Genomic DNA, 13219 nt, shown 5'->3' with positions numbered 1-13219 from the left:
TTTTTACTTTTTAGTGCAAAATTTTAGGATTCGTTTGACAACTAAAACCAAAGGTGCTTTTCCTAACGATAACAGCTTACTTAAACTACTGTTTATGGGTATTCAAAATGCTCAGAAAAAATGGACTATGCCAATTCGAAACTGGAGCTTAACTATCTCTCAACTCTCAATTTACTTTTAGGGAAGATTGGATAAAGCTCTTAATTTATGATACAATTTTAGGAATTATTCTTTTATAACCCTATATCTTAACTAAAGAACATTCCCATCCATCATACGAACCATCACAACTATCACTCATATCTATAATCTTCATAGTCAATGCATCTATATCATAATAAAATGGTACATCTTTACGATAAAACTGTACACCATACATCGTTTCACCATTAAATGGAACTTCCATCTCTTTTTGATTGCGGAATCCTTCAGCTTCAATAAGTTTTATAAACTCTTGACGATTTTCATCATTTTTAAAATAGACTTTATGTTCTATTGCTCTTTCTAAATGAAGGTTGTCCCCTTGTTCTTTGAGATTATCACATGCATGATGATTAGCTATAATTTGCCATTCCCTGATTGTTGGAAATAGGAGTTTTTGATAGACCTCCCATTCCATATCTGGACGTGAGCCATATTCATATTCGTAATCAAAATGTTCCATAGCAGCTGCAACAGTGTTACTCCACTCAAAATCAAGCTTAAGTGCATAAACAAACGTTACCTCTCCATTAGAAATTATACGACCTATATATTTACCACTTCGCCATCTAAGAGACTCCATTTCAAGTCTATCTTCAATAAAACCAACGTCATCACTTTCATCTTCAGTTACAAGTCCATCCTCTTTAGGATTTTTTAGCTTAATTTTCACAAATCCAACATACATATACTCATAATTTGGTACACTGTCTGCAACACCCGCATTAAATGCAACCATTGCTTTATATCCTTCAATAGGCTTTACATAACTTTCCCAATACTCTTGCATCTATTCCATCTCCAAACTCATTAAAAACATATCTTCTCCATCAATAACATCTACATTTGTAGAACTACACTCAGGACAACAGTAATGTACCTTCTCCAGTTCATTTTCTTTTTTACAGGAGTTACACCGTATTTTGAGTTGTTGTATATTCATAACAAATTCTGCTTTATCACAAATGGTTTTTTCTTTAAAAGTATTAAAGGCAATCTCCAGAAGATGAGCTTCTATACCACTCATGACACCGATCTTTACAATGATTTTTGTTACCTGTGAAGCTTTATTTTGCTCAGCAATATCCTCAATCTGTTCTAGCAGTGCTTGTACAACACTATACTCATGCATATATCTTCCTAAATGAATAATTATTCATTAATTATAGCTTTTAATCGTTTTGGTGTCTGCGAAGGACAAACTTTATAGACAAACTCATATCGAAGTGTGTGAAAACTACTCGTATTATCCCAAAATTCTGGATGCATTACAGCTATTTCAGCCTCTCTTTTTGCTTCAATAATCTCACGATTGGCTTCTAAATAATCCTCTTTCTCCCACAAAAAGTCCTCAAAAGCATCTTCATCTTCGAGCAACACTTTACAAAACACTTCAAGCTCCTTTTGATAACTTGCGTGAGAAAAGACTCTCTCAACCATACCAATACGCTGTGCTTCGTTCACCCCTATCGGCAAACAAGCATCAAGTAACTCCTCTGCTTTTTGCTCCCCTACTCGCTTTGGCAGGCTGTAAGTATGGTACTCACTGCCACTAAGACCTAAAGTTTTGTAGTGAGGATTCAGCACTACACCTTCGCATGCTACAACATAGTCACATGCAAGCGCCAGAAAAACACCCCCTGCTCCCGCATTCTTTTCCAGTGAAGCAACAGTAACAACATCATCAGCAAATAAAATACTCTTTACTAAATCATTCATCGCATTGATATTGCTCCAACCATCTTCTCCATTTTTCTTACTATCTTCTAAGATATTGAGATGGATACCATTACTAAAAAAATCAACTCCACCCATAAGTACAACAACTTTTACTTGTTCTTTGATGTACTCAAAAGCATATTTGAGCTTCATACACTTGTCACTGCTAAAAGCTCCATTATGAAAATTAAAATATAGATAGGCTATTTCATCTTTTATCTCGCAGTTTATCTCATAAAAGGTCTTGTAACTCTTATCAAAAATGAGTGGTAATCTCTCCTCTTTTATTCCCTTAAGTCGCTCTTTAAGTACATAGGTTGCAGGAAGTTTAAACTTACCTACTTCTTTAAGGTGTGTAACCCAAATCGCACCATCAACGGTGCTAAGACATATCGCACCATCACGTTTAGCAAGTATCTCCTTAGGCTTTTCACCACGAAGTCGTTCTTCTTTCCAAGCACCATATAAGTAACACTGCAGACCAAGTATCTCATCTAAAACCCCAGGATGAGAGTCACTCATATAGATTTTTGTAAGAATCTCCTGCGTTGTATCTCTTTGCCAATCAATCGCTCTATCAGCTTGCGTGAGCTGTTTATGTGGTGGTGTTGGAAGCTGTGGTGTAGGAGTGAAAGTATCATCTTCAATATTTGTAAGCAGTTCTTTGAGTAGTGTAAGAGAGGCGACATTGACCTCATTACGATAGAGTGAAGCCTTGTAGGTGTAACGCATCATAAAATCTTCTTCAGCGTAAATACTCCCACCATCAAACTCATCATTAGCACGTAGATATACTACACCCCATTCACTCTTTGCCTCACGCAAAGCATTATCTAGCGAGTATGCCCCTTTATCTCCTCGAATACCCGGGTGTAAAATATAGGTTGGAAAGTTAGTGTAAATTTCAGAAGGGACAAACTTCTTTAAAAAAGGACAGAGAATAAGCTCAGGTTCAAAAGCTTTTATCTCTTCTATCATCTGAGTATCATTGATGGCATAGACCACATCTATGATATGGCCTATATTTTTTAAATAGGTATATGTAAGTTGAGAAGTAGAGTTAAAAGTACTGATAAGAAGAGTAATTTTCATTAGACTCCCGTATACTCTTTAATATGCTCTAGTCTTGCTTCAATAGGTGGATGTGAAGCAAAAAAACTTCCTAAAAAGCCGACAATCCCAAAAGCACGATAATCATCATTTAAAGCTAATTGCTCACGCGGAATTTTTCCGAGTTTTGCAAGCGCGTAGTAAATCCCCTGTGCACCACTTAAATCAACCGCTCCCTCATCTGCGCGGTACTCTCTGTGACGTGAGTACCACATCAAAATTGCTGTTGCAAAGAGAGAAAAAACCATCTCCAATACCATACTAATCATAAAATACATTGCATGATTTGTATTACCATTTCTGTCACGTGCTACCATAGAGGCAAGTATGCGTGAGATAAAGATTACAAAGGTATTAAGAACACCCTGCATTAGTGTCATTGTCACCATATCGCCATTTTTTACATGGCTTATCTCATGGGCAAGGACTCCTTCAATCTCCTCACGGCTCATCATCTCAATAAGCCCAGTACTTACAGCTACGAGGGAGTTGTTTTTATCCCACCCTGTTGCAAAAGCGTTTGGTGCTGCTTGAAATATACCCACTTCAGGCATCCCGATACCAGCCTCACGTGAGAGCTTCTCGATTGTACTCATAAGCCATCTCTCAAACTCATTGCTAGGATGTTCAATAATCTCTACACCCATCCCACGAATCGCCATCCATTTGGACATAAAAAGCGAGATAAAACTACCTCCAAATCCAAAAAGTGCTGCCATCATAAAGAGTCCACTCATAGATTGTGGATCTATATAGATACCAAAAAAATTACTCAGCATAAAAAGTGCTATATAGAGTGAAGCCATAACAGCTAAGTTCATTACTATTAACATTATTAAAGACATAATTATCCCCTTTCTCAATATTTTTTATTTGATTGTATCATAAAAAATATCTAGATTATGTTACTTTTGTAGCGTAAGCAGAATGGAATTCTTCCTAGCAAATTCGAGGAAGAAGCTCCCCAGTTGGCGTATCTAAAAAACGTTTTGTACCATAAGAGCTCAGTAGCACAACTTTACCTACATAAGCATCACTTACTTTAGCAATCTCTACAGCATTAGCAGAGTTTTCAAAGCTATGTAGTACATCTAAAGCCTTTTGTAATGAGTCTTTTTTAATTGCAAGTACAAATGTTCCCTCATTTGCTAAACTCAGTGCTTCAAAACCAAGCATTTCACAAATACCATAAACCTCTTGTGAAACAGGTATGGAATCTTCTTGCACTTCGATACAGATATTTGACTGTTTTGCCCATTCATTAAGTACAGCACTCACTCCGCCACGCGTTGCATCACGAAGAGCTGTTATTTGCACTCCAGCATCAATGAGAGCTTGGACTTGATGTGTGAGCGATGCACAATCACTACGTAAATCACTTGATAGCTCAATTCCTTCACGTGCAGCAAAGATTGTTGCACCATGACGTCCTACATCACGACTAACGAGAATCACATCATCTTGAGTAATCTTATTTGAGCTTATGCCTTCTTTTTGAATTTCTCCAATACCTGTAGTATTAATAAAAATTTTATCCACACTCCCTCTAGGCACAACCTTTGTATCTCCACTCACTACTATAGCATCATTATTTTCAAGCTCTTTTTTCATACTACGTACAATTTTTTCAAGCTCACGTGTAGCAAAACCCTCTTCTATAATTACACTGCATGTAAGATACTTCGGTTTTGCTCCCATCATTGCAAGATCGTTACATGTTCCACAAATTGCAAGCTTACCTATATCAGCACCAGGAAAAAAGAGTGGACTGACCGTAAAGCTGTCTGTGCTAAAAGCCAGTTCTCCATTATGAATAACTGCTGCATCTTCAGACTTTTCAAGTATCTCATTTTTAAAAGCTTTATAAAATATTTTGCTTATAAGTTCGTTGTTTTCTTCTCCACCATTTCCCATGGATAGGGTTATATTTTTTTGCATAGTTTTTTCCTTTTAATTGCTCATGATACTTCTAAATTCATCTAATGGCATTGGTTTGTAAAAATAATATCCTTGAATTTTTACATAACTTTTTTTACGAATTTTTTTAAATTGTTCTTCTGTTTCAATCCCTTCTACAACAATCTGAATATCTAAAATCCGTGCCATTGTAATGATAGATTTAAAAAGTTGATAATCTTTTTGCGATTCAACAATTGAATCTACAAATATTTTATCAATTTTTAAAGTATCGAGTGGAAATGCACGAATATGCGAGAGTGAAGAGTAACCTGTTCCAAAATCATCTAACGATATTTTAAAACCTAATGCAGAAATAGCCTCTAATACTTTTTTAGCTTTTACAATGTTATTTGCAAAATCACTCTCAGTTATCTCAAAATAAAGTTTTAAATGAGGATTTAACTCTTTTTTTAACTCTTCTAAAAACTTTACTATTTCCATACTATCAAGGATTCTAGCAGTTAGATTAAACGAAAGACTCAACTCTTTTTTAATATCTTCAAACTCTCTTACAACACTTTGTATTTGTTCAAAAGTAAGAGGAACAAAAAGGTCCATCATCTCAAGTTCTTCCATAAAAAAATATGGAGAGAGTATCTCACCGTTTTTTTTCCAACGTAAAAGAACCTCTGCTCCACACAATTCTTTAGTATTTGACCCTACTATTGGATGAAGATAATATATAAATTCCCCTTTTTTATATGCTTCTCGTAATTCATCTTGAAGTAACACTTTTTTAGTTAGTTCTTGCTTCATTGTTGTATTAAAAAAAACAACTTGGTTTTTCCCTTGTGCTTTTGCCTTATACATCGCTATATCTGCGTGTGCTAATAAATCTTCAATAGATGTGTTATCAAAATGATGATAAATCTCTATACCAAGACTAGCAGAAACTATCACTTTTATTTTTGAAGAAATTTGAATCTCTCTTGAAAGCTCTGCTAAAATTTTATTTGCTATTTTTTCTATTTTATCTTTAGCAGCCAAACCTTTAAGAAGCACTGTAAACTCATCTCCTCCAAGCCTTGCAACCAAATCTGTATCTTTTCGCACACAAAGCAACAACCGTTTTGATATTATTTTTAACATATTATCACCAGATTCATGCCCATAAATGTCATTTACATCTTTAAAACCATCAAGATCGATAAATATAAGAGCAAAATTTGTGCGTATAAGTTTGGCACTTTGAAGTGTGAGCATGAGTTCTTCTTTAAAAAGATAGCGGTTTGGTAAACTTGTCAAAGCATCAAATTTTGCAATCTTTTCAAGTTTTTTTGTTCGCTGTCGTATTTTCTTTTCTAAAGATTTTTTTTCCTCTTGAAGTTCTTTAATGGTATGTAGCACTTTTTTATACTGTTTTATAGAGTTTTTTGTATGGATTCTTGCTGCTTCTTGAAGCGTTTTTATCTCATTAATGAGTTGTTTTTTTGTTAACTTCATTCCAAATCTCTTTTACTGCTTTGTCAATATCTTCTTGCAGCCACTCTAAAGTATTAGAGAAATAAAAAAAGATATTTTCTTTCTCTAGCGATTTGAGTAGATAGTAAAAAGCACTTTCATGATTATACTCAGACACATTTGCCAAATCAAGCTTTTGCATCTCTATAAAGTTACTCCCATACCCAACACCCTGATCAACAATGATGATATCTTCATCTGTTTCAAAATGCAGAGCTAAATTTAAACCACCTATTCCACCCTCAATCACCTCAAAGTCATTTTTTTGCTGCATAAGTTGTTGATAGACCTCCATCCCAAAACTATCGGGATAGCTAAAACGGTTTCCTATGCACACAACTTTCATCTAAAATCCTATTTTATACGAAACTGCTTCATTATCCACAGAGTGTACAGTACACACCAAACATGGATCAAAACTGCGAATTACATGTCCGAGTTCCATAGGGTTATCGGTATCTGTTATATTTAACCCCACAAGGGCCTTCTCCCATGCTCCATAATTGCCATCTGCATCTTTTGGAGAACCATTCCATGTAGTTGGAGAGATGATTTGATAATGGGCAATTTTTCCATTTTCTACCTCTATCCAATGTCCCAAAGCTCCCCTTGCTGCACTAGTAAGTCCAAAACCAGTGCCACTTTTTTTCTTTTTTGGAGAGATATAGACATCATCACGACACCCATTAACTGCTTCTTCAGTCATCTCAAGCATATAAGCTATATATTTTGCAGGTCGCAAAAGTCGTGCTAATTGTCTTACATACACACTATCACCATAGCTCTTCTCAAGCTCTATAAAAAGATTGTTTTGCTCTACCATATACTCAGCTAGTGGTCCTGTTTGGAGTGGTTTGTTTGCATATCTCGGAGCTTTTGTCCAACTGTATGCCTCATCTTTTGCATATTTTGGTACTGTTTTTCCCTCACTTGGATGGAGTGGTTTTTCTTTTTCATACCAACTATATGCTACATCTTCTGTAATTTTTTCAGCTTCTATTGGTGCATAGATACCATCACTATAAACACCCGCTTTTATAAGGGAGTTTGTAGGGTTTTGTGGGTCATCTATATTTCCATAACTCAAATATCCATACCCCGTTTTGCCAATCTCATCAAGTTTACACTCTTTGGCTAAGTGGCTAAAAATTGCTACTTGTGAATCTGGGTATTTTTGTATATACTCTTCTAAATCTTGCAAAGTTTGTAGGTTTTGTATAGCACCTATAGAGGTGAGATATATCTCCTCTTCCAAATATTTTTGTGTTTTTAAAAGATGGTTTCTCACATCAAAAAGCTCAATTTTACAGATATTTGCAGATGCTACACCACCTGGGACTATATGGGAAGTATGGGGCCACTGTCCACCAAGAATTGCCACCACTTTTAAAACATCTTTAGTGATTTGTAAAGTGCTTTTTGCAAACTTCCCTTTAAATGGTGCATAGAGTTCATTTGCCTGCGTGTAAAAGCTTTTTTCTTCATAAAATTTATGTGCAAAATCAACCATAAACATTAAGTAGTGTTGTCGTAAATCACTTTGTAGTGTTTCTGAGAGTATAGATAGATTTCTCAATCGAACCGCTTGGGGTGGCGGGGTAACTTCATAAAGATTTTCTAAAGTTTTTGCACTTGCCAAAAGGTGCGAAACAGAGCATATTCCACAAACACGAGGGGTATAAACAAGAGCATCTAAAGGGTCTTTTCCAATTAAAATATTTTCAAAACCTCTATAGAGTGTACCAACACTTTTTGCATCAACAATCACACCATTTTCAATTTTTACTTTTATATCCAAATCTCCCTCAACACGATTGACTGGGATATTAAGCTCAATAACTCTCTTACTCATACTCTTTGTTTCCTTTTTGCAAGTCTTTTTGGTGCAGCTGCCCATGCCATATCTTTATATGCTAAGTAGTGGGCACGATCTACCCCTTTTGGGAGTTCAAGTGGCGTGCCTACAATATTTTGTGTTTCAAAAAATGGATGCTGTTGTGGAAAATCTGGACGAGTACATCCAAAACAAGGCACCCCTACCCGTGTTTTGGAGTTTACTTCATTCCACAGGTATTTGTTGCATGGTGCCATTGTGGTTGGACCTTTACATCCAAGGTGAAAAAACATACACCCATTCTCTCCAAAGTCATTCTCTTCTACTTTATACTCATGATACTCATTCCTTGTACACCCTTGATGCACAGTAAAGTTATAATAAGACTCATCTATAGAGTTTTTATTAAGGTTAATTGGAGTGTCTGTAACAATCTTTTGTAAAATAGTAACAAGTGCTTTTGGTTGGATGGGACATCCTGGGAGATTGATAATTGGTAAACCTTTTTTTGTAAGGAACTCTTTACCTAAAAAACCACCTTTTTTTTCATGCAAGTACCCCAAACCAAGCCCTTGCATCTCATCATAACTTCCTATCCCTCCAAAAGAAGCACAAGTCCCAACTGCTACAATATAGGAAGCTTTTTGAGAGAGTTTTTCTATGAGCTTATATTTTGGTTCCCCCCCCCTAAAAGTATCAAACATACCAGAACCATCAGGACCCATCACAACATTTCCCTCAATACATAAAATATCAAGCTCTTTAGTGTCGTTTAAAATATTTTCTAAAAGTGTATCATGCTCTTTTGGAGATATATTTGCAAGCGATGGATGCCATAAAACCTCCAGCCCAATATTTTCAAAAAGTTCAAAAAGATTTCCCTCATAATTAAGAAGCGACATACTATCGCCACTACAACCGCCACTTTGGAGCCAGTACAAATTCATTAAGTTGCCTTTTACTAATTAAGTATTCATTTGTAAGATAATAACAACAATAAACTTATACCATGATTACATATTGCTTCATCTTAGCCTTATTTTATACGAGAAGAATTTTTGCAAATAAAACAGTAATTGGCAAAGTTTTTTTCTTATCTTTTCCTATTGAAAAATCAGCCATGGTTGGAAGGTGATTAGGACCAAAGATATGAAGAACACCTTACAAAAAAAACAAGCAGCATTCCAAAATCTTACATAGCTTATCCTTGTAAAATATTTCCATATTTATAGTAAGCGGCACATGCCCCTTCACTACTGACCATACAGCTGCCAAGTGGCGTATTTGGCTTACATGTAGTTCCAAAGATAGTGCATTCATTTGGTTTTGCCATCCCACGCAAAATATCACCACATATACAGAGTTTATGATCTTCAATCTCCTCACGTGGGAGTATATCAGCATAAATCTTCTCAGCATTGATATCAGCAAACTCCGGACGCAGTTTATACCCACTATCAGATACATTGCCAAGTCCACGCCACTTAAAAAGACTCGCTTTTTCAAAGTAGTGATTAATGAGAGCTTGCGCTTTAAGGTTACCCTCATATGATACAAGACGTTTATATTCTACTTCAAGTTCACATCGTCTCTCGTTAAATTGCCGAACTATCATTAAAATAGCTTCCATCACATCTACCGGCTCAAAACCAGCCACAACAACAGGACGTCCATAATCACGCGGAAACTTCTCATAAATTTTACTTCCTGTAATCACACTTACATGACTTGGTCCCAAAAATGCATCAATCCTATTGTTGTAACTATCTACATGCTCATCACGACTGTCGATCAATTCCACCATAACTTCAGGGACTGTTACATGATTGATGTGAAAATATATATTTTTAATACCACGTTTAAGAACGATATCAATAAGAGAAGTAGTCATTGGTGTAGTTGTCTCAAAACCAATGGCAAAAAAGATGACTTTTTTGTCTGGATTTTCTTGTGCAATCTTGAGTGTATCAAGTGGAGAATAAACAAAACGTACATCCGCACCTTTTGCACGAGCATCTTGTAGACTTCCACGACTTCCGGGAACTTTGATCATATCTCCAAGTGTTACAAGGATGGTATCATCTAGTTCTGCTAGAATGTAAGCATGATCTATTCGCTCCTTTGGCATGATACAGACCGGACACCCGGGACCATGAACAAAGTTGATATTATCAGGTAGAAGCTGTGGCAGTCCAAACTTCATAATTGAATGCGTGTGCCCACCACATACTTCCATAATATTAATTGGACGAGAAAGCTTTTTTGATTCTTCATTAATAAGCTTTGCAAAACCTTGAATCACTTCAGGATTACGGAAACCATCATAGAGATCTTTTAACTGTAACTCAGCCATTATGCACCTCTGTTTGGACAGTTATCATCCTCTTCTACAAGTTGCCGCCTCTCTTCTTCGTCAAGCTTCTCTAAAATTTCATTATAAACCTTGAGCGACTCTAATGCATCCTCTTCATCAATCTTATTCATTATAAAACCAATATGTAAAAGAACATAATCGCCAATTTTGACATCACCCTCTTCCATAAGCTCTAAACCAGCTTCTCTTTTTACACCCATTGTATCAACAATCGCAACATTTCTCTCTAAATCTAATTCTACAACTTTACTTGGAATTGAAAGACACATACTTTTAACTCCTCATCTTTCTTTTAAACTCTATCCAATCAATTACTCTTTGAATTGATACTTTATCTTTAATATTTACTTCTAAAATATCCACGCCTGGTTTAATTTTACGAGCTTCTTGTTTCTCATGTTCTAAATCATAATCAAAATATGGTAACAGATCTGTTTTTGTTATTAAAATCAAGTCTGCTTGACGGAACATAACAGGGTATTTTTCTATTTTATCACTTCCTTCTGGAATCGATACAAGAACTATATTTAAATGACTTCCGACATCATATGAAGCTGGACAAACAAGATTTCCTACATTCTCAATAAAGCATACGTCTATCTCTTCAAGAGGCATATCATGTAAGCCTTTATGAACCATAAAAGCATCCAGATGACATGCTGAACCTGTTTGAATTTGATAAGCCGGGATTCCTTTAGACTTAATTCTATCAGCATCACGAGAAGTTTCTAAATCTCCTTCAATAACACCAAATTTAAAATCAGCCATATCAGCCATATTCTCTAAAAGTGTTGTTTTTCCACTCCCCGGACTACTCATAAGATTTATACTCAAAACATTATGATTATCAAAATGAGCTCGATTATGTGCTGCCTCATGATTGTTTTTATCTAAAATTTTTGTAATAACACTAATAGTCTTCTTATCATTAAGTTGTGGGTTGTGGTGCAATGTTTCATGCGCCGCTTGATGTTCATGTGAGTGGACATGGCTATGATCATGTGAATGAGTGTGTCCATGGTCATGATGATGGTGATGTCCATCCCCTAAAGTTGTTCCTGTTATACTACATCCGCAATCTGCACACATTATTTATCATTCTCCTTCATTATATTTATGCTAAAAGCATATTTGTTCCAACTGCTACAGATACTAAACCAGCAGTTACAAAAACTTTTCTGACATTTGTTTTATTTGTTAAAAGCTCTTTATTAAGATATAAAATCACACCTCCAAAACTAACAAACACCAAACTAACACCTGCAATAAAAGCGAGTACCATGCTAAACTCAATAGAATGACCATTTAACATACCTAATGTAACTAGCATACCTCGTACTCCACCTATACCCATCAGTGCACCCATAGTCCATGCAGAAGTAGATGCTACTGTAGCATTATGAGAGTGCTCTTTACCAAAGTAAATATGTATATGTTCTTTGCCTTCATGCATATGTTTATTTAGATGTACTTTATCTGTTAAAACCATATAAAGTAAGTATATCCCCATACCAATAATGACAATTGAAGATATCAAATCACCATAAGCTGTTACATTTTCAGGTAGATTATACAATTCTAAAAGCTTTGCAAATATAAAAAGTGTCATTCCGTGTCCAAATGCGAATGCAATAGTAATTGTCATCGTTTTTTTCATCGACTTACCAATAGAAAAATCTGCTATAGCAGTCAGATGGTCAGGCCCGAAAGCATGTAAAATTCCATACCAAAAAATTATCATGTATCCTAATTCCATTAAGATCCCTTATAAAATATAAATAATGAATATTTATTCAGTTTTAAAAGATTTTATATTATATTATGTAAAACAGAGATAAAAGAACTTATTTCTTATATGTTTTATGGACTAAATGGAATAATGGTAACTAAAAGGTTAAATAGATGCAATGGTTAGAAAAGTGTCTTTGGTGTCAAGGATATGTCTACATTTTAAATGATAACAGGATTAAATGTTCTCAATGCAATAAAAAAATATCTCGTAACAAAATTAATAAGATCTTCACAATCATCGAAGCTTACATCAATAATGAAAGTGCATTACAGCTTGCAAACAGAATGCAAGTTTCATATACGTCAATACATTCTTATTATGAAGAATTACGTTTTCTTTGCGCTAATATATCGGAAAAAGAATATGAAAAATACCGAAATATAAATTGTGAATACGAAGAATATTTTTATTTAGAAAAGTCTAAAAAAAATGAACAAGAAGCAGTATTTGACGCACATAATTTTCTTACCTTTGATTATAATGGACATATTTATACACTACTCCTTCCATCACTACACAAATATAAAAATAAAATGATAGAAGACAGTATAGAGAGTACTTATCTTCATGAGTTTAATAAATTTAAACGTATCAGTAGACTCATAAAAGTTTCTAAACATCACAATAATATAGTACAGTTTTGGGATTATTTTGAAAAATCAATCATTATATATAAGGGTATTAAAAGTGACCATTTTATCTATTTTCTAAAAGAGTTTGAATTTAAGTGTAGGCACGCATCCCATTTGGCCACCCCGCGCATTTTGAT

14 protein-coding genes and 1 pseudogene are annotated in these 13219 nt (G+C 35.0%); 2 read left to right on the top strand and 13 right to left on the bottom strand.

Going from position 1 to position 13219, the window contains the following annotated elements; translation table 11 throughout:
* A pseudogene (locus tag ES948_RS10555) lies at positions 1–181 on the top strand (hypothetical protein); the annotation flags it as partial.
* Between the two features lie 60 nt (positions 182–241).
* Here ES948_RS10555 and ES948_RS10550 read toward each other — a convergent pair.
* From ES948_RS10550 to ES948_RS10490, 13 genes are all read right to left on the bottom strand, one after another.
* The gene (locus tag ES948_RS10550; protein WP_152184913.1) at positions 242–991 is read right to left on the bottom strand and encodes a DUF695 domain-containing protein; all 750 of its coding nucleotides are present in this window, start codon (positions 989–991) and stop codon (positions 242–244) included.
* Positions 992–1333, bottom strand: a complete 342-nt coding sequence (gene hypA, locus ES948_RS10545; RefSeq protein WP_152184912.1) for a hydrogenase maturation nickel metallochaperone HypA — start codon at positions 1331–1333, stop codon at positions 992–994. It abuts the gene before it with no gap.
* Between the two features lie 20 nt (positions 1334–1353).
* The gene (locus tag ES948_RS10540; protein ID WP_152184911.1) at positions 1354–3012 is read right to left on the bottom strand and encodes an enoyl-CoA hydratase-related protein; all 1659 of its coding nucleotides are present in this window, start codon (positions 3010–3012) and stop codon (positions 1354–1356) included.
* Positions 3012–3875 (bottom strand): protease HtpX, encoded by an 864-nt coding sequence (htpX, locus tag ES948_RS10535; protein WP_188109519.1) that lies wholly within the window; start codon positions 3873–3875, stop codon positions 3012–3014. Before htpX ends, ES948_RS10540 begins: the two co-directional genes overlap by 1 nt.
* Positions 3876–3969: 94 nt before the next feature.
* Entirely contained in the window at positions 3970–4968 is a 999-nt protein-coding gene (gene hypE / locus ES948_RS10530) for a hydrogenase expression/formation protein HypE (protein ID WP_152184910.1), read from the bottom strand.
* A gap of 12 nt (positions 4969–4980) precedes the next feature.
* The gene (locus ES948_RS10525; protein ID WP_152184909.1) at positions 4981–6432 is read right to left on the bottom strand and encodes a putative bifunctional diguanylate cyclase/phosphodiesterase; all 1452 of its coding nucleotides are present in this window, start codon (positions 6430–6432) and stop codon (positions 4981–4983) included.
* Positions 6404–6796: a hypothetical protein gene (locus ES948_RS10520; RefSeq protein ID WP_152184908.1), complete on the bottom strand. Its 393-nt coding sequence runs from the start codon at positions 6794–6796 to the stop codon at positions 6404–6406. Before ES948_RS10520 ends, ES948_RS10525 begins: the two co-directional genes overlap by 29 nt.
* Positions 6797–8302 (bottom strand): nickel-dependent hydrogenase large subunit, encoded by a 1506-nt coding sequence (locus tag ES948_RS10515; protein ID WP_188109518.1) that lies wholly within the window; start codon positions 8300–8302, stop codon positions 6797–6799.
* Positions 8299–9231 (bottom strand): NADH-quinone oxidoreductase subunit B family protein, encoded by a 933-nt coding sequence (locus ES948_RS10510; RefSeq protein WP_152184906.1) that lies wholly within the window; start codon positions 9229–9231, stop codon positions 8299–8301. The genes ES948_RS10515 and ES948_RS10510 overlap by 4 nt, the downstream gene beginning before the upstream one ends.
* 254 nt (positions 9232–9485) lie before the next feature.
* Positions 9486–10637: a hydrogenase formation protein HypD gene (gene hypD, locus ES948_RS10505; protein WP_152184905.1), complete on the bottom strand. Its 1152-nt coding sequence runs from the start codon at positions 10635–10637 to the stop codon at positions 9486–9488.
* Complete coding sequence (locus ES948_RS10500) at positions 10637–10927, bottom strand: HypC/HybG/HupF family hydrogenase formation chaperone (RefSeq protein WP_152184904.1); 291 nt, start codon at positions 10925–10927, stop codon at positions 10637–10639. Before ES948_RS10500 ends, hypD begins: the two co-directional genes overlap by 1 nt.
* Before the next feature lie 4 nt (positions 10928–10931).
* Positions 10932–11747, bottom strand: a complete 816-nt coding sequence (hypB, locus tag ES948_RS10495) for a hydrogenase nickel incorporation protein HypB (protein ID WP_152184903.1) — start codon at positions 11745–11747, stop codon at positions 10932–10934.
* A gap of 25 nt (positions 11748–11772) precedes the next feature.
* Positions 11773–12414, bottom strand: a complete 642-nt coding sequence (locus ES948_RS10490; RefSeq protein WP_152184902.1) for a hypothetical protein — start codon at positions 12412–12414, stop codon at positions 11773–11775.
* 146 nt (positions 12415–12560) lie between these two features.
* Here ES948_RS10490 and ES948_RS10485 point away from each other — a divergent pair.
* Positions 12561–13219: hypothetical protein (locus ES948_RS10485; RefSeq protein WP_152184901.1), on the top strand; the 659-nt coding region annotated here is incomplete at its 3' end.

Origin of the sequence: Sulfurimonas indica, assembly GCF_009192995.1 — a bacterium.
GTDB lineage: Bacteria > Campylobacterota > Campylobacteria > Campylobacterales > Sulfurimonadaceae > Sulfurimonas > Sulfurimonas indica.
Note: the sequence above shows the minus strand (reverse complement) of the source record. Positions and strands in the feature narration are given on the sequence as shown.